The following is a 16900-nucleotide window of genomic DNA, read 5'->3' on the forward strand; positions in this document are numbered from 1 at the left end:
CCTTGGGAGGGGAGACAAATGGCAAACCGCGTGCACTACCGGTACGATCCGAGCAGCGTTCTGACTCAGGTCTTGATCATCTGGCCCCAGAATCGTGCCGAGCATTTCGTCTATTGCCCGCCAGTCGGCGATGAACTCCCATGGATCCAGGAGTTTGCAGACTATGACGAGGCAATAGGTGTCGCATCACAGTTGATAGCGAAGACGGGTCAACGCCATGTTCAGCTCACACGCGACAGCGTCACTTGGTGGCTTACTGGGCTGGAGCGAGCGGACTGAACTCCGGGCGCATTTTCCCGGCGGGCGGGGCGGCGATCTGCCCCGCATTGCTCCGGCGTGTGACTCTCAGGCCCCGCACAGGCGAGCAAATCGCCAACTCATTTCGGCTCCGAAATTAACCTACCTTTCCAAGGATTTCAAGAGGTGCCTTGGTACGAACTTCCCGCCCGAACATCTGCAACATCATGATGACGTGCTCGTCGGTGGATGCCGCGACCTCGCCACGCAAGCCAAACAATGCGCCGTTGACGACCTTGATCGAGGATCCGACCTCGACACGACCATGCACCCGCATCTCGTCGTACTCGCCGGTTTCCTGCTTCTGTCGAATCGCCTGCACCGTCTCGTCAGGAATTGGGACCGGCTCGCCGTTCTCCGAACGCAAGATGATGTCAACGCTTTCGCACCCCAGCACGCGCACCCAATGGTCGGACGCCAGCACGAACAGGTAGCCAGTCAGCAGGGAGAAATACTTCACCGACCATCGCTTGTGCCGAGCGTGCTTATACTCCTTGCGGAACCGCGGAACGTAGACGACCTGGCCAAGGCCGGCGATCTCTTCGGCAGCCTTGAGTTCGAGCGAAGGCCGAGCGCGAACCACATACCAGCGGATCGTATCAGTGGCGTGCTTCATTTGGCTTCCTTCATCGACTGATATGCGGTGGGATCGATACGGCGGACCGGTGAGGCTGGCCCGAATGTTCCAAGCTTGCTCTGCTGGTATTTGTCCCAATCCTTGGAGCGATATCCCCGAAGACCGAGCAGTGATTGCAAGTGCAACAGGGCGGGGAAACAGGGCTTCCCGCGCCTAGGCATTCGCACCTTTCGCCGACCCAGCACTGTCCCGAGATAAAGCGCCTGGCGCTCGGTCTTGAGGTGGTCGACATCGACGCCTTGCTTGGCGAGCCAGTCGCGCAGTCCACCCAACTCGTCCGGCAGAACGTAGTGAGCTTCTGGCTTCATACTCCGTCCTTACTGCCAAGCGTGGCATAGCTGTCAGGGTAGTCACGGAAACGTCGGTCGGCGCCGATGAACTCGAACTTTACTGAGCCTGGCCTGCCGCAGATCGGCTGTCGCCTGATCTTCTTGGAAATGACGAAGGTCGTTTCGCTCTCGTAGTCCCGATAGACAACCAGACCGGCATCGGCCTTGTTGCGCCAGTGGGCACTTCCCGCGAGGTCATAGAGTCCTGGAACCGGGTCCTTGCCGTCCTCGGTGGTTTTCATCTTCGTGGGGTGGATCACCATCCAAACGGCGCACCCATGGTGCTTGGCGAAGCGTTTGCACTTGGAGATCAGCTGCGAAACGAACTCCGTCTCGGTCAGTTTTTCCGGGCGGGATGCCTCTACCTCGTTGTAGGGATCGATGACGATATTGGTGACTCCGTAACGGATCACCGCGGCACGTGCCCGTTCAAGCAACCAGTCGATGGACGGCGTATGCTCGACGGCGCCGAGCAGGAAAATTCGCTCGTTGAGCCAGAGTATTGCCGATGCCAAATCGGCTTCGGTCATTCGCTGGTTAGGGCCGTCGTAGAATGGCTGCCCAGCCCATATCTCGCAGAGATCGGCGACATGGTTGGCCTCGCCTGTCTCGGGAGAGAACATCGCCCATTTTTCGTTTCGCAGCCGCGCGGTTTGAATGGCTATCTGGTCGATGACCCGTGATTTCCCGTGGTTGGGAATACCGGTCACGGCGATGAACTGGCCGGGAATGTATTTGAACGCCTTGTCGAGTTCGGAGAACCCCGTTGAGAGGGGCCGAGGCCCCCGGCCATGATAGAGGTCCATGACATCAACGGCGAAATCCTCGACGTCGTGCAGGCCGTCAATCGGCCACGGCTCAGCTTGGGCCACGCACTCGCGCAGAACCTCTATGCCGTGATCCGTCAGGCACTCGTTGGCATCCTTGCACTGGACGTGACCACCGGCTGGCATCCGCACGCGAAAGCAACGGTCACGTCCGACACGACGGGCGATCTCCTGCGCGAGCATTTCGCCGGGTTCGTCCATGTCGCTGGCGATCAGGATGCGGCGGACTTTGAGCAGATCCTCCCAATGCGTCCCGAACGGCTCATAACGCTTGTCGCTGGCTTCCTCTTTCGATGGGGCCCCGTTGGGCAATGACACGACATGCAGGAACCCGGCAACCGCGAACGACATCACGTCGACCTCGCCTTCGCAGATGATCAGGTCTTCGCCTTCGGCAATGCTGTCTGCGTTGAAGAAGACCGGCTCGGGCTCCTTCTCCTGGCGAAACAGCTTGGTGACAGTCCGGTATTTGACATTGCGAAGCTCGCCCTGCCACTCGTAGGGGAAGGCCAAGCAGTCCTCTTCCGCATTGGTTTGCGGGAACCATTTACGGGTCTTGTAGACGCCAAACTGGTCGACCACAGCGTGCGTGATCGCCCGCTTGGTGAACCATCCGTAGAGCGTTTCAGGACGCTGTGGGTTTTCCACCCGTTCGGGCTTGCGGTAGGTTCGCCGCTCACGGATAGGTCGGTAGCCTTCGCCCCCGGCCCCGCCGCTCCAGCCGCAATGGTGGCAGTTCCAGACCACACGCCCATCGTTCTCGATTGTCACGGACAGGCATTGATCGGTCTTCTTGCGCCGAGCGCTGGAGCAGCTCGGACACGTCGTCTTGTGATTGCCGGTCTTATGGTCCCGCAATCGGATGCCATGCTCGGCAAGGGCAGCACTGGTGTCGGTCAAGTCAACCTCGGCTGAAGAGGAATGCGTTGGTCAGATCGCCGTGCGCGTTTCGCACAGCACGGGCACCGGGCCGCTTCTGGCGGTCCTCAAGGGCTTTGATCACCCAGTTCTGCCAAGTGCCCTTCCAGTCTCGTTTGACACCTTTTTGCCCGGCGACGCCGACCCAGTAGTTGCGGAATTTCACCGCCTCCCGCTTGATCTCGAATTCGGATAGCCCTTGCTCGACCGCCAGATCATCCCAGGCTTTTGGGAGCGTCCAATCTTCCGGAAGGCGAGAGCCCTGCTTTTTGGAAGAAACGTTAGTTTCTTCTTTTTCTTTCTGAGCTTCTGAGCTTGGTTGAACGACCGTTGAACGCTCGTTGAACGGTCGTTCAGGCGCGCCTTTGATTTTATTGCGTTTTCCCGCTGAAGCTTTTCCGGCCTCAGAATTTGTCTTCAGCATTTTTGCGCGGGACTTGAACGCATTTTCGCACCGGTCATTCCACAGACCGCAGGCAAGGCGGATGATTTTCCCCTCGTCGATGAGCATCTGCAGGATGGTCGCAAAGGCGCGCTTATCGATGCCGCAGAGCCGGGCCAGCCGACTTTCCGACAGGTCCAGCGCCTTGCCGCGCGCATACATCTCCATGAGCAGCATCGTGTAGACGCCGATCTCGTGGGCGCGCATGCCACGCACGCCGCCAACGAAGTCGTCTTGGTACCACTGCACGTAGGGCAGGACACAGTCTTCGTAATCAGGCACATAATCTACAGGGATGGGATCGCCGACCATCAGGCAGCGCCCCCGAAGTCGTTATTCCGTCTACGGAATGGAATGATAGTAGCGGGCCGATAAGTTCGGGCGACGTAGGTGTAGAAGAACCGACCGAACGCTTGGCCGGCAGCGTGGGCGTCGGAAGCGGCCTTGGTTTCCGCAGCTTGGAAGGCTAGGCGCTGCCATTCTCTGAAGGCTGCATCCTGTTCAGAATTCATATGATCATCTTTGCCCATCATGCCGCCGACCTCTCTGAGGTTGATCGAACAGGCTTGGACAGGCGAGCCGCAGCCCAGGCGTCGAGGGCTTCGATATGGTAAAGGGGGATGCGGCCGGAATACTGCATTTCTGGCCCGCCACCGATTGTGGCGAGCTTGTTCAACGTTGACAGGGCAATGTCGATGCCATGGGTTGAGGCCAAATAGGCCGGGACGTCTTTACGACGAAGTCGGGGGCGTAGAGTCATCGAAACTCCAGGAACGATTGCGGGCGGAACCAAAGGCGTGGGAGCGCGTTCCTTCTGGTTGATCATCATTTCAACTTTCCTAGTCGGCCAAAGTTCCGCGTTCTCTTACCGGCCATACTGAATTTGCCGTGATGTTCCGGCTGTTTCCCTACGGAAGCCATCATTCAACCTCCCTCAGAAGCCGAGCCATCACTCACCGCCTTTCTTGGGGAGGGCGCGCTCTGCCTCAACAGCAATCTCGCCTAGCAACTCGGCCCCGTACTCAAGAACCGAGCGGATTTGATCGTGGGCAAGATCTCCAGTGGTGCCGGCTAGTTCTCGGCTACCTTCCAGAGCGAGCGCGCAAACGTTCATCAACGTTTCGATACGGAGGATGCCGAGAACGACATCACCTTGCTTGGCGGCGTTCATTGGGCGCCGCCTTTCAGGCCTTCGTGACTTTCGAGGGCGTCATGCATGACGCCGACCAAGTCGCGAGCGAGCTGCATTCCTGCAACGATGGCGCCTGCCAGTTCTTCTGGCGAGTTCTCGCCGTTCTGGATCGCCCAGGCCGCCGCCTCACAAAGGCAAAGCATCGCCGATGCTTCGTAGCTGCATTGGATGATCTGGTCGGCAGTCATGTCGCCGTGGGGGATAAACCGGCTCATAGCTGGCCCCCTTTCGCCGCGACATTACTGTCGTGGATCTTGTCAAAACACCGTTTCAGATCGATCAGCAGACTGTTCGAGTGATAAACCGCGAACACTAGGATTTGCCAATCGACGTTTTTGAAGCCGTTGCTGTCAGCCCTCTCAAGCAGCTCGCAAGCTATGGCCGACATGTTGACCGCGTCGTGCAGTTCGCTTTCGAGGTCGGTGTAGTTTAATGTTTCTGTCACGGCGCTCATTGGGCACCCCCTTTCGGAAGGTTGCCTGTCCAGAGTTGTGCCGCGACCATCGCGAATTGGTTGATCTGTCGGAAAAAACCGACCTCGATGCCGCTGAACTGCCTACTGCCAGCGTTCTTGTGAATGTCGCTCACGATGCAGTTAAGCAGCGTAGCGTGACCCACCGTCGGGTGCTTGCCGATAAACTCAAGGTATTCAGTTGCCAGCTTCGCGCCGATCGCGCAGTCGTTCCCGTATGCCCCAGTTGGTTCAACGCACCAGTAATTGATGCCAGAGCCCTTCGGCGCTCTAACGCGCATAAAGGAAAGAGCCTCTGCAAAGTGTGCCAGGCTGTTCGCGCTTGCCCCATCAGGCAGAGCGGTGTTATGTTCGCTCATCATCTTTCCAATCTCCATTAAGCCGGTAGTTGGTGGGTGACATGGCTCGGAGAGGTTGCCGCCTCTGCCGGGCCTTTTGCTTCCTGCGCACCAAGCGCGCAGTCGAGGTAGTGGACGATCTCAGCATTCATCGACCGTCGATTTGCAGCCGCACGTTGGCGGATGCGGTCGCGCATGCCGTGCGGCAGGCGAACGTTAAGCGGCTGCGACTTTGACTTCATGGGGGCCTCAAATGTCATCTAACTACAGAATGTAGCCATTTACCAAATGATTACACTTTGTAGCCATAGTCAAGAGGGCGTGACTACATTATGTAGTTATCAGGCGGGGCCTTTGGGGGCGACATGATGACGGACGAGCGGAAACCGATGGCAAACATCGCGCCATTCGGGCTGCGAATGCAGCCCGATCTGAAAGCTCGCGTTGAAGACGCTGCCAAGCTCAACAATCGATCATTGAACGCCGAAATTGTGGCTGTTCTAGAAGAGAAGTATCCGGCCCCCATGGATTTTGATCAGGACGCTTTTGTTGCAAAGTGGATAGATCCTATCTTGGCAAACAAAATATCCCCGGGGCTGGAATTTGACTACCAACTTAATCAGCGCCTACTTCATAACGCGGACCAAGCAGCGAAATCGATCAACCCGCATCTGGGCGTGTGGGAAAGGATTATTGGCGACAAATGGGAGGTCGTCTTCGGCATCCGGGACAAGAGTTTGATCCCTGCCGACAAGAGAAGTACCCTAATGCAGAATTTTGCCACCACGACATGGAGGCGAGTTTATGGCTAATCCGGCGCGGCCAGGTTCGCCGGCAGTGGACTATTAAATGAGATCCCGAAATGCTCGAAGTTCGCCGACTAACAGCGGCAGGGATTGGGCCTCAAGGATCGCGAGGTACTCATCTGCCGTCTTAGGCGGGTTTCGGAGGCGCATTCGGCAGTTTCGCGCCGCAATCACGACGGCAGCCTGGTCTAGGCCGAATTGCTGGTACAGGAATTCGTCAGGGTGCAGGATTTCCAGTTCGTATTGCTTCGCCACGGCTGTTGGAAAATCCTTGAGGTTGGCTGTGACGATGGCATCGGCACCGGCATGAACTGCCGCTGCCAGTACGTGACGGTCATCATCGTCCGGCAAATTCATTGACGGGATTAGATCCTCGAAGCCTTCGACTAGGGCGCCGAGTACGCTTTCGTTCATGAGTTGGCGGGTACGAGCAAGTCGCGTTGCGTCGAGGTCCGGTCGGTTCTCCGACAAATTGCGAATCCACTCGTCGTGGATCATATCCGACCACCTTGCACGAAATATCCCGCTCGCCGCGAGTTCCAGCAGGAAGTCTCGCAGCGGAGCGGGGTACAGAACACAAGCGTCGAGGATGACTGTGTAGCCGGCGATCCTAATAGCCCATCCCCATTTCTTGAGCCTCAGCAGCTATCTCATCAAGAGCCTGACGACGGCCTACTTCATGCGTCTCTTTGAATGCCTCCAGGTCAGTAAAATAGATACGTCGATGCGTCCCCACTTTGTGGAAGGGGATCTTCTTTTGATCTAGAAGCTTGACCACATGCGGTCGTGAAACGTTGAGAAAATCCGCTGCTTGCCTGGTCGTTAGTTCGGCGTGCAGCGGGATTAACGTCACAGCATTCCCTTGCGACATTTCTGTAAGCAGATGCGTCAGCAACTTGGCGGCAGCCGTGGGGAGGGTCAATTCTTCTCCGTCGTCCAAGCGGATGCGCAGAGCTGTCTTCGCACGGCGCGACAACATACGGCTTGCCTTAGCTGCTAGCTCGGCATCATCCTTGGTGGGCACAACAGTGCCTGGGCGTTCGAGTAGCATGGTTTTGTTCTCCGTAGTTCACGTCTACAGATATGGGCATATTCGCGAATAAACGCAATAAACGAAACAGATAAACGTTTCGTTCGCGCGCTGATTCAATTCGTCACACCCACTGGGATGCGTTCCAATCACGCCATCGCCGACATTTGCCGCTCCACCTCGCACGCAATCTTGTCCGCTGCGGCAATCAGCACAGTGTCGAGCCGGTGTATGTAGCGGCTGGTAATGCCGCTGCCTGAGTGGCCGAGGCAGGCCCCGATTGTGCTGTCGGAGAAATCCAGGTCCGCGCCGACCGACGCGAAGCTGTGGCGCAGCGTGTGGGCTGTGACGCCGTCAAGCTTGGCCGCCTTCATAATGCGCTCCATCGCGCCCGCCAGGCCACCATAGGGCTTGCTCTCGTCCCGCACGCCGGGCAGCACATAGTCGACACCCTTCTTGCGCTCGATACCCCTGAGAACATCGACCGCTGCTTGGCCGAGGGGACGGATCGAGGCGCCTGTCTTGGAATCGCTCAATCGGAGCGCCTTGCCCTCGATGTCGACCTCACTCCATTTCAGCCCCTCGATCTCGCCGCGGCGGCAACCGGTGAAGGCCAGAAGCTTGACACAGGCGACGGCCTGCCATGGCTCGGAGCCATCCGCCAGGACTTTGCCGAGGGCAGCGTATTCTGCCGCATCTAGGCGGCGTTGGCGCTGCCCGTCATTCGGGCGCTTCACGCCTCGGGCCGGGTTGGCCTCGATGATGCCTTCGGACATCGCAAAGGAAAGAATCCCGCCGAGCAGGCCGGCGGTTCGGCTGGCAGTGCCCGCGCCGCCCTCGACGATGGCCTTGCCCCGCAGCTTCTCGGTCTTCTCAATGGCCGCCGTCTTGCCGGTGGTGACGTCGCGAATGAATTTCGAGATGTCCGATTGCTTGACGTCGATCACCAGCTTGCGGCCGAGCAGCGGCTTGATGTGGCGCTCGATCCTGCCTTTATCCGTGGCGAGGGTAGACGGCTTTTTCGGACGGCGCCCCTTGCCCAGCACAAGCCCCTTCTCGACAGCCGCGATGTAGTCGTCGCAAAGCTCGGAAACGGTGATTGAGCTTCGGCGGGTCTTGCGTTCGAGTGCCGGATCCTCGCCAGCCAGGACGCTGCCAAGCGTGATCCGCGCCAGCTTCCGACCCTCGTCGAGTGTCAGCTTGCCGTACGGGCCGATGGACATGCGCTTCCGCTGACCGTCTGAGTTGTAGTAGTCAGCGTAGAAGGTCTTCTTGCCGGTCGGGAATACCCGGATGCCGAAGCCAGGCAGTTCGCTGCACCAAACGAAGTACGCGCTGTCGCGGGCTGTCGCCCCCTCGATCAAGCTCTTTGTCAGCTTCGCCATCAACCTCTGCCTTCCGATTTGGTGTCACCACAGAGTCACCATAAAATCGGAAACTTGGGAAGAGGGGAGTAAACGCCAGCAATTGACAGAAAGGTGAAATCCCCGTAATTTCATTGTGTTAGAAAGGATTGGCAAGCACAGGTAAATTCGAGGAAATCCTTTACCGCTGCCCTCCGAAGGCAGAGGTCACAGGTTCGAATCCTGTCGGGTGCGCCACTTCCGAACAAAACTGGGCACTCCTGCCGGAGTAGCCCCACCTCCCATGACAAGTCGCTCCAGAACGTCCCTCCGCCCGTGGATGCGGATTTCTGTGTCGTCGACTTCGACCTGGTCGATGACGGAGCGCAGGTAGGCGCGGCGGAAGGGGATCGCGCCGTTGGCGACGTTCTCGCGCATGAGGGCGGCGAAGGCGCTGATTTTCTCTTCGGTGATTCTGGTTTCCGGCTGAAGCTCGGCGAAGGCGCGGTCTTTTGCGGCCTTCGCCTGATCGCGCTCGGCCTTGAGCGATGCGAGTCGGCCTTTCAGCGTCGGGTCGGACGCATCGGCGATGCCGTTTTCGATTGCGTCGTAGAGCCGTGACAGGCGGCCTTCGCACTCTGCGACCTTTTTTTGAAGAGCCGACAGGCGCTGCGCGTGGTCCTCGCTGCGCGAAGCTTGGCGGGACATCAGCCCGCCGAGTATTGCGCGGACCCTTTCGGTCGTGAATAGCGATGCGTTGAGCTGGTCGGTGACGATTTGGTCTAGCTTGTCCATCGGGATGGACCGGCCCGGGCAGGCAGATTTGCCCTGCTGAGCGCAGGTAGCGCAGGTGTAATAGCGGTAACGTCCCGACTTGCCGGTCCGCAGCGTCATGCCGCCGCCGCAGCTGGCGCATGTCGCAAGGCCCGTCAGGAGGATAGGTCCGGTGACAACGCGCGGCGGGGTCTGCTTCGGGTTACGAGATTTCAGACGGGCCTGCACGGCATCGAACAGGGCCGGGTCAATGATAGGGTCGACCGCGACCATGATTTGATCGGCTTCGGGCTTGTCTTCTTTCGTCTTCCAGACTTTGCGGTTGAAGCGGTACTCGCCCTTGTAGGTCGGGCTGGTCAGGAGCGCGTGGAGCGGGCCGATACCCCACCGCGCGCCGCGCCGGGTCCGGTAGCCCCGTTCGTTCAGGTAGCAGGCAAGGGCTTTGACGCCGAGCGGGCCGCTCGTGCCGTTGCCTTCGTGGACAAGGCGGAACATCAGCCGCACCACTTCTGCTTCTACGGCATCTATGGCGAGGCGTTTCTTGGTCTTTGCTCCCCGCTGCTCCGCAGCCACGATGGCATATCCATACGGTGCGGCGGCGCCGTTCCAGAAGCCCTGCCGGGCATTCTCCTGCATGGCGCGGAGGACGTGTTTGGCGTTTTCCTTGGACTGGTATTCGTCGAACAGGGCGAAGACCTGCCGGACCATGACGCTCATCGGGTCATCGCCGAGATCTTGGGTGATGCTGACGAGCTTTACGCCGTTCTTGCGCAGGCGGCGGACGTGGTATTCGAGCGCGAAATGGTCGCGCGCAAAGCGGCTGAAGGAATGCACTACGACGACATCGAATGGGGAGTCGCCGCCCGCCGCAAGGTCGAGCAGGCGCTGCAGCTCAGGACGGCGGTCGTCGGTCCCGCTAAGGCCCGCGTCGACGAACTCAATGACGACCTGCCAGCCTCGCGCCTTGCAAAACTCCTGCGCCTGTCGCCGCTGGTCGGGAATGGAAAGGTCGTTCTCGGCCTGGCGGCCGGTCGATACGCGTAGATAGAGGGCCGCGCGCAGGGTGTCAGTGTTTTTCGCATCCAGAGTCGTGCGATTGAGAAGCTTCATGACAGTGCCCCCTCATTTTCCGGCACTATTGCAGTTGTTTGGGGCCGTTTCGAGTCATCTTGATTGCTGGCGCCTGTTTCCAGCAGGCGCAGTATCTCCGGCATCAGGAATGCTTCGATGGCATCCAGCTCTTCCGCAGTGACGGGGAAAAGCTCAAGATTGTCGGCGATGACGGCAGGACGCGTGCTGTCACTGCCGCCGGCCTTCTCGCCGGTAGCAGGGCGCAGCAGCTCGCGATGGCTGGACTGGCGTCCGCGCATCTCCGCGTCCTCAGGAAAGTGTTCAAGTTAAGAGTCATCGTGTTGACGGCTTAGGCATTGCCGTCCTGGCGCCGGTCTTTCAGGCCGCCGCCGGGGTCGAACGCCTCCGATTCATCGCCACGGCGGGTGTTTTCCTGCAGGAGCTCGAAAGCAGGGCTTTCGACGGCATCCTTGAGGAAGGCGAGGAAGGCCTTGCCGACCGCCTGCGCCTCCGGCGTTACGCGCCGTGCATGGCCCCACGCAAAGGCGTTCTCTTCCATCTGCCGGAAGTAGGTTGGATCATCCATGTCCGGGCCATGATGGCCGGACATGAGGATGGCGAGGAGATTGATTATCTCCTGAAACGCCTGTGTGGTTTGTTCGGGTGTTGTGCCGTCGACATTGAGCCGGCCTAACCCTTCGGCAATAAAGTGCTCAATTGGGTCCGGCATCATGATGGTGGTTTTCGTATTCGACATGGCCGAAACCCTTGAAAAGCGTGGCGTTGAGTACTGACCTTGTAACAGGCCAGTACCTTGTCGTTCCACGCGAAAACCTCGCGCCTGCCGGCTAGCTCATGCGGGGGCCGGTCGTGCGCTGGCGGATGACGCGGTTTACGGCATCGAGGCTCGCAAATATCTCACGCGCTTGCTGCGAATGCGGCGCAGCCAGCGCCATTTCGCGGTGCAGTGTGCCGCGCAGTCTGTGGAGCGCGGACAGGCTCAAGTGCTGAAGGTCTTGAAGGGTGAAGGTGCGGGACATCGTAGTTCCTTTCTCTCGCGGCCCCGCCAATCGGGGCCTTTGAGCCCCACACACAGACAATCGGCAGAAGGACCGATGGCGGGTTGCGAAAGAGAAAGGAGAGATGGACTGCGCTGCGCCCGGAGAGAGGGAGACAGTGGCCTGTTGTGTGCCATGCTCGGCGCGTCGCAAGCCCTCGCGAAGTTTGCTGGCCGCCGCGCGCGCGTGGTAGAATGTCCTTATATTGGGAGAGACTATTTAAGAGATTTACGTGTCTATTATGATTAGCGTACGCGGCCAATTAACGATGGCTCAGTTACGGCAGGCATTATTTGAGGCCCTTGGTGAAATCGAAGAACAATACAACTTGCGCCATGCGCGCAACGTAACTGTCTTCGTAAACCCCACAGACGAATTCGGCGAGAAGGTCATCCTGCGCGACGAGCGCGGGAAGGTGCTTTCGCGCGTGACGAAGAAAGGGCCTTACCGGTCGGCGGCAGAGGAATACAGCCTCTGAACGACGCCCGGAGCGAAGACGGGAAAGGTGGTGCGGCATGAAACTGCCGCCCTGTTACATAGGTCTGGAACAAGCGCGCCAAGTGCTGGCGGAAATTGGGGTGCAGCTGACGCCACGCCAGATGAAGCGCGCCGCCGACCGTGATGCCCACGGTCATCGGAAGTTGCCGTTCTTCGTCGACCCGGTGGAAGGGACACTGAAAATAGAAAAAGGCACGTTGGTCGCAATTTACCAGCAACTTCAAAGTGAAGCCGTGCGGGATTTCGTCGATAAAGATTGACTTCTATGTTCATATTTTGTTCTATGGTTGAAACAACAATAAAAACAATGATTTCCTATGGCAGATATAAGGAAGCGCACGGGCCGTAAGGGGACCACGTATCAGGTCCGTTACCCCAGCAGAACAGCTAAGACCGGTTACGAGTATGCCACCTTCGACACCCTGAAGGAGGCGCGCGCATTCACCGAAAATCTCGGGTCTTTCGAGAGCGTACCCGGCGGACAAGCCATCAGCGTGGTTGACGCCGTCGACCGCTGGCTGTCCATCTGCGAGAAGATTGGGCGGGACGGGCGCGAGAAGGTCGAGAAGCAGACCTACAACGAGTATGCCCGTCGCGCGAAGGTCATAAAAGAATATCGCTGGACCAAGCCGCTCCACGAGCTTGAGCAGCCTGACGTCGTCGCCTTCCGCAAATGGCTTCTTGAAACCAGGACGCGCGATTTGGCGCGCCGCTGCCTGTCCTCTTTTCACTCTGTCATCATAGAGATGAAATCCGAAGGCCTCATCAAAGGCGACCCGGCAGCCGGCATCACCATCAAGTCCGGCGGGCGCTATGAAGAAGAGGATGGCGAGGTTGTCATCCCGACCGACGAGGAAGTGCGCGAAATTTACGCGGCAGCCGACCGCATGGCACAGAAGAACAACTACATGGCGGAGGTATGGGCTCGGTATCGCCCGCTCATCTATCTGGCTGGCTTCACAGGTATGCGCCCGTCCGAGTACCGCGGCCTTTCATGGAAGGGTCTTGCAGGAGGCCAGGTTCGGATCACACAGCGCGCCGACAAAACTGGGGACATTGGACCGGTGAAATCGCGAGCTGGAAGACGCACGTTGTTCATTCCGTCGTTTCTCGTCGAGATGCTTGAAGCGTGGCGCACCGACTGCCCAGCATCCGCGCAAGATCTTGTATTTCCGACCGCCAGCGGAAAGCCGATGGCACTCGTCAATTTCCGAGCAGGTGCTTGGGACCCGTTGATGAAGGAGGCGGGCCTTGTTGATGAGGAAGTGCGTAGAGGGAAGACAGTACTGATCCCGCGTTATACGCCCTACGCGCTTCGGCACTATTTTGCTTCGAAGCTGATCGAGGGCGGTCACGACCTAAAATTCATTCAGAAGGCTATGGGCCACTCAAAGATCGAAATCACGTTCAACATCTACGGCCACCTGATCCGTGGGCGCGACGAGCACTACCGTGAATCGGCAGAAAAGCTTGCCGCTCAGATACTTGGCGAGCGGCCATGTGGCGAGTTTGTGGCGAATACGCTGGAAGCCGCAGAATAGCTGGGTTTCTAGCAGCCTTCCAAGCTGGCTATGAGGGTTCGATTCCCTTCACCCGCTCCACCTGCAAGATCAATCACTTAGATGTATATTCTTTTCGATAATGAGCCATTTTTGCTCATTTTTGCCACAAGACACGAGTCCGCTGAAACCCGCAGAAATCCTCGATTGTCCGGCGTAGCCCGTTTGAGCTTGTGGCAAGTTTGTGGCGAATCCTGCCTCGCATCGAGCTTCGTTACCGGCTCCTTGGCTGCGTAATACGTCAAATCATCAACACTGCTCACCCCTGCTGTTTCACCTTCCTTGCTCGCCCTGACAGGCCACGCAGCCTCCGCAACAGCCGCCCGCTCCATTCGGCTGAAGCCTCCCGTGTTGGCTGTTTCCCTCCGGTGCGGACGCCGCTTGGCAGCCTGTCCTTTCCTCGCTTCTGAAACAGCAAGAGGAGGAGATATCTCAATGACGAAAGAAGATTATCGAAACCGCGTATTCCAGGGTGACTGCATCGATGTCATGCAAGGCCTGCCATCAAATTCCGTGGACTTCGTCCTGACGGACCCGCCCTACCTGATGAACTACCGCCCGCGCAGCGGACAGACCGTCTTGAACGACCATCAGGCGGACTGGCTCGTTCCCTCGGCGGTGGAAATATACCGCCTCCTGCGGCGCGATAGCCTGTGCGTCAGCTTCTATGGATGGCAGGCTGCTGACCTGTTCATTGATGCGTGGCGCAAAGCGGGATTTCGCATCGTCGGGCACCTCGTTTTCAACAAGCCCTATGCAGCCAGCGCCCGGTTCGTCGAGTACCGTCATGAATGCGCCTATGTGCTGGCGAAGGGCAGCCCCGCATTACCGGCAACGCCACCGGCTGACGTCATCGATTGGGCCTACACAGGCAACCGGCTGCATCCTACGCAAAAGCCGGTTTCGGTTCTGGCGCCCCTGATTGAAGCATTCTGTCCCCAAGGCGGGATTGTGCTGGACCCGTTCTGTGGTTCCGGCTCCACGCTCGTGGCTGCCCGCCAGACCGGCCGGGACTTCATAGGCGTTGAACTGGCGACCCAGCATCACCGGGTCGCCATCGACCGGCTTGCCGCATAATGGCGGCATAGCCCTAATGCCGTGGCGTACTGGCATCGCGCCTTGCTATCCGCAACGCCGTCACGATGGTCTCTTCGAGGTCGCACGTATAGGACGACCGCCCCACGACATTCTCCACCAGCCATTCGGCCAGCTCGGCGTCGATGCTGATCGTCACTTTGTGCTGGCGGTGCAGATAGCCCTTCGAGTCGCCGGGCCAGAGCGCCTTGCGCCGCGCAGAGTGCTTTTTCCAGTCCTGGTATTTCATGGCCAAACCTTTCTCTGTCACCGGGTTGCATTCTTCCTGGATGACAGCGGCGGCGGGGCCCTTGCGGCACGCATGACCGCCCCAACGGCGGATTTCCTCAACCATTGACGCTGAGTTCTGGCCGGGCGCGCCGTCCGGTCAAACCCCGCCCGCACCACTCCCGCCTTCAAGGGGCGGGACCGTGTTAGGGCCTGACACGCCGGCTCATTCGCCCGTCCTTCCTTGCCCGCGTCTTGAGGAAAACCCGCAACGCAAGGAGCAAGGTCATGACGACCACTAACGAAACCCCGCGGCAGGATGTCTACAGCCGCATCACCAACCAGATTATCGAAGCGCTTGAGCAGGGCGTGAAGCCCTGGACCCAGCCCTGGAACGCCGCCCACGCGGCGGGGCACGTCTCCCGGCCGCTGCGCCATAATGGCCAGCCCTATGCCGGCATCAACGTCCTCACGCTCTGGGCGTCGGCGATGACGGGGCACTACGCGGCGCCCATCTGGATGACCTTTAAGCAGGCCATCGAGCTTGGCGGCCACGTCCGCAAGGGCGAGAAGGGCTCGCCCGTCGTCTACGCCGACACGATGCGCCGCACCGAGACCGATGACGCCACGGGCGATGAGACCGAGCGGGCCATTCCGTTCCTCAAGGCCTACACGGTCTTCAATGTCGAGCAGATCGAGGGCCTGCCCGGGCACTTCCATGCGCTGGCGCACGCCAGTCGGAATCCTGACGAGCGGATTGCCGGGGCTGAGGCCTTCTTCGCCGCGACCCGCGCCGATATCCGGCATGGCGGCGATAGCGCCTATTACAGCCCGGCGCTCGACTACATTCAGATGCCGCCCTTCGAGGCGTTCCGCGACGCGCAGGCCTACTACGCAACGCTCGCCCATGAGGCGACCCACTGGACTCGCCATGCGACTCGTCTTGACCGGGATTTCGGGCGCAAGAAGTTCGGCGATGACGGCTATGCTCGCGAAGAGCTCGTGGCCGAGCTGGGCGCGGCGTTCCTTTGCGCCGACCTGGGCCTGAAGCTCGAAGACCGGGCCGACCATGCGGCCTACATCGGTCACTGGCTGTCCGGCTTGAAGGAGGACAATCGCGCCGTTTTCGCCGCCGCCGCGCACGCGCAGCGCGCCGCCGATTACCTCGGGCGCTTCAGCCGCCCGCTGGAGGCCGCCGCCTGAGCGGCGGCCTTTCTTCCCAGGTACGAGATTGATGGTCATGGCCGTCATCTTTCCCGTTACGCTATTGCGGTTACGCTATTGCGGGATCGAGCCGGACGGCCCGGGCCATTCGTCCTCCGGACGGATCGGCAGCCTTTTGCGGGCATCCGTCAGGCTGTCCATGTACTTGTCGCAGAAGCTCAGCCGGTCGAGGATGGCGCTGGCCCGCCGCTGGCCCATGACCTCAGCCACATCAAAGCGCTGGCCGAGATATTCGAGGACCACGTAGTAGGACTCCCCGTAGTAGCGCGCTACGCGCAGGCCGGGTTTTGTCCTGACCTGGTAGTCGATTTCGTCCTTCTCGGCCTGCGCTTTGTCATGCTGGTACAGCACGAAGCGGTGCTCGTGGGAGCGATCGAACTTCTGCCATTCCTGCTCCGGTTCCCAGGATGGGACCTTCTTGATCTTCTTGAGCCAGATAGCGTTTTCGGTGAACTTCACTGTCGCCGTCACCTGCGCGACGTGCCGGATTTTCTGCTGCATGAAGGGACGGCCGCACAGGCCGCCGAGAAAGAACCCGATTGCGGGAGCCGTCACGGTCATCGCCTCGTAGCTGATCCAGCCCGCAACACCGACAGCGGCAACAGCTAGAAGACTCGCCATATCATCGGCGGACTGCGCGTCGAACGGGCGCAGATGGCGTAGGGCCACATTGATGGTGGTGCGCCCGGCTTCAACGGTGATGTCTGTCCGGGGTTCGCCTTCGAAGACTTTCGCAAGACCGTTCATGACCATCCTCCTTGCGGCAGCGCCTTGTTCGGCGCT

General features: G+C 59.4%; 25 protein-coding genes and 1 tRNA gene. 7 read left to right on the forward strand and 19 right to left on the reverse strand.

All coding sequences use genetic code 11. The annotated features are described in order from the left end of the window. Positions 1 to 394: 394 nt before the first annotated feature. The 10 genes from WHT83_RS06320 to WHT83_RS06365 form a co-directional block, all read right to left on the reverse strand. On the reverse strand, positions 395 to 913 hold the full coding sequence (locus WHT83_RS06320) for a transcription termination/antitermination protein NusG (RefSeq protein ID WP_406873306.1): 519 nt from the start codon (positions 911 to 913) through the stop codon (positions 395 to 397). Beyond that, entirely contained in the window at positions 910 to 1242 is a 333-nt protein-coding gene (locus tag WHT83_RS06325; protein WP_406873307.1) for a hypothetical protein, read from the reverse strand. The genes WHT83_RS06320 and WHT83_RS06325 overlap by 4 nt, the downstream gene beginning before the upstream one ends. After that, the gene (locus WHT83_RS06330) at positions 1239 to 2990 is read right to left on the reverse strand and encodes a DnaB-like helicase C-terminal domain-containing protein (RefSeq protein WP_406873308.1); all 1752 of its coding nucleotides are present in this window, start codon (positions 2988 to 2990) and stop codon (positions 1239 to 1241) included. The genes WHT83_RS06325 and WHT83_RS06330 overlap by 4 nt, the downstream gene beginning before the upstream one ends. A 1-nt stretch (position 2991) precedes the next feature. Beyond that, positions 2992 to 3762 (reverse strand): YdaU family protein, encoded by a 771-nt coding sequence (locus WHT83_RS06335; protein ID WP_406873309.1) that lies wholly within the window; start codon positions 3760 to 3762, stop codon positions 2992 to 2994. Positions 3763 to 3979: 217 nt separating this feature from the next. After that, positions 3980 to 4279, reverse strand: coding sequence for a hypothetical protein (locus WHT83_RS06340; RefSeq protein ID WP_406873310.1), 300 nt, complete (start codon positions 4277 to 4279; stop codon positions 3980 to 3982). A gap of 120 nt (positions 4280 to 4399) precedes the next feature. Continuing rightward, positions 4400 to 4621, reverse strand: a complete 222-nt coding sequence (locus tag WHT83_RS06345; RefSeq protein WP_406873311.1) for a hypothetical protein — start codon at positions 4619 to 4621, stop codon at positions 4400 to 4402. Further along, positions 4618 to 4830 (reverse strand): hypothetical protein, encoded by a 213-nt coding sequence (locus tag WHT83_RS06350; protein ID WP_406873312.1) that lies wholly within the window; start codon positions 4828 to 4830, stop codon positions 4618 to 4620. Before WHT83_RS06350 ends, WHT83_RS06345 begins: the two co-directional genes overlap by 4 nt. Positions 4831 to 4853: 23 nt before the next feature. Then, positions 4854 to 5096, reverse strand: a complete 243-nt coding sequence (locus WHT83_RS06355; protein ID WP_406873313.1) for a hypothetical protein — start codon at positions 5094 to 5096, stop codon at positions 4854 to 4856. After that, the gene (locus WHT83_RS06360) at positions 5093 to 5476 is read right to left on the reverse strand and encodes a hypothetical protein (RefSeq protein WP_406873314.1); all 384 of its coding nucleotides are present in this window, start codon (positions 5474 to 5476) and stop codon (positions 5093 to 5095) included. Before WHT83_RS06360 ends, WHT83_RS06355 begins: the two co-directional genes overlap by 4 nt. Before the next feature lie 14 nt (positions 5477 to 5490). Further along, positions 5491 to 5694, reverse strand: a complete 204-nt coding sequence (locus WHT83_RS06365) for an Arc family DNA-binding protein (RefSeq protein ID WP_406873315.1) — start codon at positions 5692 to 5694, stop codon at positions 5491 to 5493. A gap of 123 nt (positions 5695 to 5817) precedes the next feature. Between WHT83_RS06365 and WHT83_RS06370 the strand changes: the two genes are divergently transcribed. Continuing rightward, positions 5818 to 6264: a hypothetical protein gene (locus tag WHT83_RS06370; protein WP_406873316.1), complete on the forward strand. Its 447-nt coding sequence runs from the start codon at positions 5818 to 5820 to the stop codon at positions 6262 to 6264. A 33-nt stretch (positions 6265 to 6297) separates the two neighbouring features. Here WHT83_RS06370 and WHT83_RS06375 read toward each other — a convergent pair whose 3' ends face one another. The 3 genes from WHT83_RS06375 to WHT83_RS06385 all read right to left on the reverse strand — a co-directional run bounded on the left by WHT83_RS06375 (position 6298) and on the right by WHT83_RS06385 (position 8673). Continuing rightward, positions 6298 to 6903 carry a PIN domain-containing protein gene (locus tag WHT83_RS06375; RefSeq protein ID WP_406873939.1) on the reverse strand — a complete coding sequence of 202 codons (606 nt, stop codon included), beginning with the start codon at positions 6901 to 6903 and terminating at the stop codon, positions 6298 to 6300. Continuing rightward, the gene (locus WHT83_RS06380; RefSeq protein WP_406873317.1) at positions 6869 to 7309 is read right to left on the reverse strand and encodes a helix-turn-helix domain-containing protein; all 441 of its coding nucleotides are present in this window, start codon (positions 7307 to 7309) and stop codon (positions 6869 to 6871) included. The genes WHT83_RS06375 and WHT83_RS06380 overlap by 35 nt, the downstream gene beginning before the upstream one ends. Positions 7310 to 7437: 128 nt before the next feature. Then, positions 7438 to 8673, reverse strand: a complete 1236-nt coding sequence (locus tag WHT83_RS06385; RefSeq protein ID WP_406873318.1) for a tyrosine-type recombinase/integrase — start codon at positions 8671 to 8673, stop codon at positions 7438 to 7440. 135 nt (positions 8674 to 8808) lie between these two features. On the opposite strand from WHT83_RS06385, the gene WHT83_RS06390 reads away from it, so the two are divergent. Beyond that, positions 8809 to 8889 (forward strand) — tRNA-Arg (locus WHT83_RS06390). Here the strand turns inward: WHT83_RS06390 and WHT83_RS06395 are convergent. From WHT83_RS06395 to WHT83_RS06410, 4 genes are all read right to left on the reverse strand, one after another. Continuing rightward, positions 8860 to 10515 (reverse strand): recombinase family protein, encoded by a 1656-nt coding sequence (locus tag WHT83_RS06395; protein ID WP_406873319.1) that lies wholly within the window; start codon positions 10513 to 10515, stop codon positions 8860 to 8862. The two genes, WHT83_RS06390 and WHT83_RS06395, sit on opposite strands and share 30 nt — an antisense overlap. Next, on the reverse strand, positions 10512 to 10775 hold the full coding sequence (locus WHT83_RS06400; protein WP_406873320.1) for a hypothetical protein: 264 nt from the start codon (positions 10773 to 10775) through the stop codon (positions 10512 to 10514). The genes WHT83_RS06395 and WHT83_RS06400 overlap by 4 nt, the downstream gene beginning before the upstream one ends. A gap of 50 nt (positions 10776 to 10825) precedes the next feature. Then, positions 10826 to 11233, reverse strand: coding sequence for a hypothetical protein (locus tag WHT83_RS06405; protein WP_406873321.1), 408 nt, complete (start codon positions 11231 to 11233; stop codon positions 10826 to 10828). 91 nt (positions 11234 to 11324) lie between these two features. Further along, positions 11325 to 11516 carry a hypothetical protein gene (locus tag WHT83_RS06410; RefSeq protein ID WP_406873322.1) on the reverse strand — a complete coding sequence of 64 codons (192 nt, stop codon included), beginning with the start codon at positions 11514 to 11516 and terminating at the stop codon, positions 11325 to 11327. A gap of 259 nt (positions 11517 to 11775) precedes the next feature. On the opposite strand from WHT83_RS06410, the gene WHT83_RS06415 reads away from it, so the two are divergent. The 4 genes from WHT83_RS06415 to WHT83_RS06430 all read left to right on the forward strand — a co-directional run bounded on the left by WHT83_RS06415 (position 11776) and on the right by WHT83_RS06430 (position 14668). Continuing rightward, on the forward strand, positions 11776 to 12012 hold the full coding sequence (locus tag WHT83_RS06415; protein ID WP_406873940.1) for a hypothetical protein: 237 nt from the start codon (positions 11776 to 11778) through the stop codon (positions 12010 to 12012). Positions 12013 to 12049: 37 nt separating this feature from the next. Further along, the gene (locus WHT83_RS06420; protein ID WP_406873323.1) at positions 12050 to 12292 is read left to right on the forward strand and encodes a hypothetical protein; all 243 of its coding nucleotides are present in this window, start codon (positions 12050 to 12052) and stop codon (positions 12290 to 12292) included. A gap of 57 nt (positions 12293 to 12349) precedes the next feature. Continuing rightward, on the forward strand, positions 12350 to 13573 hold the full coding sequence (locus WHT83_RS06425; protein ID WP_406873324.1) for a tyrosine-type recombinase/integrase: 1224 nt from the start codon (positions 12350 to 12352) through the stop codon (positions 13571 to 13573). A gap of 453 nt (positions 13574 to 14026) precedes the next feature. After that, positions 14027 to 14668, forward strand: a complete 642-nt coding sequence (locus WHT83_RS06430) for a DNA methyltransferase (RefSeq protein ID WP_406873325.1) — start codon at positions 14027 to 14029, stop codon at positions 14666 to 14668. A 13-nt stretch (positions 14669 to 14681) separates the two neighbouring features. On the opposite strand, the gene WHT83_RS06435 is transcribed toward WHT83_RS06430, so the two are convergent. Beyond that, on the reverse strand, positions 14682 to 15020 hold the full coding sequence (locus tag WHT83_RS06435) for a hypothetical protein (protein WP_406873326.1): 339 nt from the start codon (positions 15018 to 15020) through the stop codon (positions 14682 to 14684). A gap of 161 nt (positions 15021 to 15181) precedes the next feature. Here WHT83_RS06435 and WHT83_RS06440 point away from each other — a divergent pair, with 161 nt between their 5' ends. Beyond that, complete coding sequence (locus tag WHT83_RS06440) at positions 15182 to 16096, forward strand: ArdC family protein (RefSeq protein ID WP_406873327.1); 915 nt, start codon at positions 15182 to 15184, stop codon at positions 16094 to 16096. 75 nt (positions 16097 to 16171) lie between these two features. Here WHT83_RS06440 and WHT83_RS06445 read toward each other — a convergent pair whose 3' ends face one another. Further along, positions 16172 to 16864, reverse strand: a complete 693-nt coding sequence (locus WHT83_RS06445) for a hypothetical protein (RefSeq protein WP_406873328.1) — start codon at positions 16862 to 16864, stop codon at positions 16172 to 16174. Positions 16865 to 16900: the final 36 nt, after the last annotated feature.

This window comes from Aminobacter sp. P9b, assembly GCF_045345995.1.
Taxonomy (GTDB): Bacteria; Pseudomonadota; Alphaproteobacteria; order Rhizobiales; family Rhizobiaceae; genus Aminobacter; species Aminobacter niigataensis.

Excerpts from the sequence above, each read along its gene's own strand:
- WHT83_RS06320 (WP_406873306.1), bottom strand. The coding sequence starts at position 913 with ATGAAGCACGCCACTGATACGATCCGCTGGTATGTGGTTCGCGCTCGG.
- WHT83_RS06325 (WP_406873307.1), bottom strand. The coding sequence starts at position 1,242 with ATGAAGCCAGAAGCTCACTACGTTCTGCCGGACGAGTTGGGTGGACTG.
- WHT83_RS06335 (WP_406873309.1), bottom strand. The coding sequence starts at position 3,762 with ATGGTCGGCGATCCCATCCCTGTAGATTATGTGCCTGATTACGAAGAC.
- WHT83_RS06340 (WP_406873310.1), bottom strand. The coding sequence starts at position 4,279 with ATGATGATCAACCAGAAGGAACGCGCTCCCACGCCTTTGGTTCCGCCC.
- WHT83_RS06345 (WP_406873311.1), bottom strand. The coding sequence starts at position 4,621 with ATGAACGCCGCCAAGCAAGGTGATGTCGTTCTCGGCATCCTCCGTATC.
- WHT83_RS06350 (WP_406873312.1), bottom strand. The coding sequence starts at position 4,830 with ATGACTGCCGACCAGATCATCCAATGCAGCTACGAAGCATCGGCGATG.
- WHT83_RS06355 (WP_406873313.1), bottom strand. The coding sequence starts at position 5,096 with ATGAGCGCCGTGACAGAAACATTAAACTACACCGACCTCGAAAGCGAA.
- WHT83_RS06360 (WP_406873314.1), bottom strand. The coding sequence starts at position 5,476 with ATGATGAGCGAACATAACACCGCTCTGCCTGATGGGGCAAGCGCGAAC.
- WHT83_RS06365 (WP_406873315.1), bottom strand. The coding sequence starts at position 5,694 with ATGAAGTCAAAGTCGCAGCCGCTTAACGTTCGCCTGCCGCACGGCATG.
- WHT83_RS06370 (WP_406873316.1), top strand. The coding sequence starts at position 5,818 with ATGATGACGGACGAGCGGAAACCGATGGCAAACATCGCGCCATTCGGG.
- WHT83_RS06380 (WP_406873317.1), bottom strand. The coding sequence starts at position 7,309 with ATGCTACTCGAACGCCCAGGCACTGTTGTGCCCACCAAGGATGATGCC.
- WHT83_RS06385 (WP_406873318.1), bottom strand. The coding sequence starts at position 8,673 with ATGGCGAAGCTGACAAAGAGCTTGATCGAGGGGGCGACAGCCCGCGAC.
- WHT83_RS06395 (WP_406873319.1), bottom strand. The coding sequence starts at position 10,515 with ATGAAGCTTCTCAATCGCACGACTCTGGATGCGAAAAACACTGACACC.
- WHT83_RS06400 (WP_406873320.1), bottom strand. The coding sequence starts at position 10,775 with ATGCGCGGACGCCAGTCCAGCCATCGCGAGCTGCTGCGCCCTGCTACC.
- WHT83_RS06405 (WP_406873321.1), bottom strand. The coding sequence starts at position 11,233 with ATGTCGAATACGAAAACCACCATCATGATGCCGGACCCAATTGAGCAC.
- WHT83_RS06410 (WP_406873322.1), bottom strand. The coding sequence starts at position 11,516 with ATGTCCCGCACCTTCACCCTTCAAGACCTTCAGCACTTGAGCCTGTCC.
- WHT83_RS06415 (WP_406873940.1), top strand. The coding sequence starts at position 11,776 with ATGATTAGCGTACGCGGCCAATTAACGATGGCTCAGTTACGGCAGGCA.
- WHT83_RS06420 (WP_406873323.1), top strand. The coding sequence starts at position 12,050 with ATGAAACTGCCGCCCTGTTACATAGGTCTGGAACAAGCGCGCCAAGTG.
- WHT83_RS06425 (WP_406873324.1), top strand. The coding sequence starts at position 12,350 with ATGGCAGATATAAGGAAGCGCACGGGCCGTAAGGGGACCACGTATCAG.
- WHT83_RS06430 (WP_406873325.1), top strand. The coding sequence starts at position 14,027 with ATGACGAAAGAAGATTATCGAAACCGCGTATTCCAGGGTGACTGCATC.
- WHT83_RS06435 (WP_406873326.1), bottom strand. The coding sequence starts at position 15,020 with ATGGTTGAGGAAATCCGCCGTTGGGGCGGTCATGCGTGCCGCAAGGGC.
- WHT83_RS06440 (WP_406873327.1), top strand. The coding sequence starts at position 15,182 with ATGACGACCACTAACGAAACCCCGCGGCAGGATGTCTACAGCCGCATC.
- WHT83_RS06445 (WP_406873328.1), bottom strand. The coding sequence starts at position 16,864 with ATGAACGGTCTTGCGAAAGTCTTCGAAGGCGAACCCCGGACAGACATC.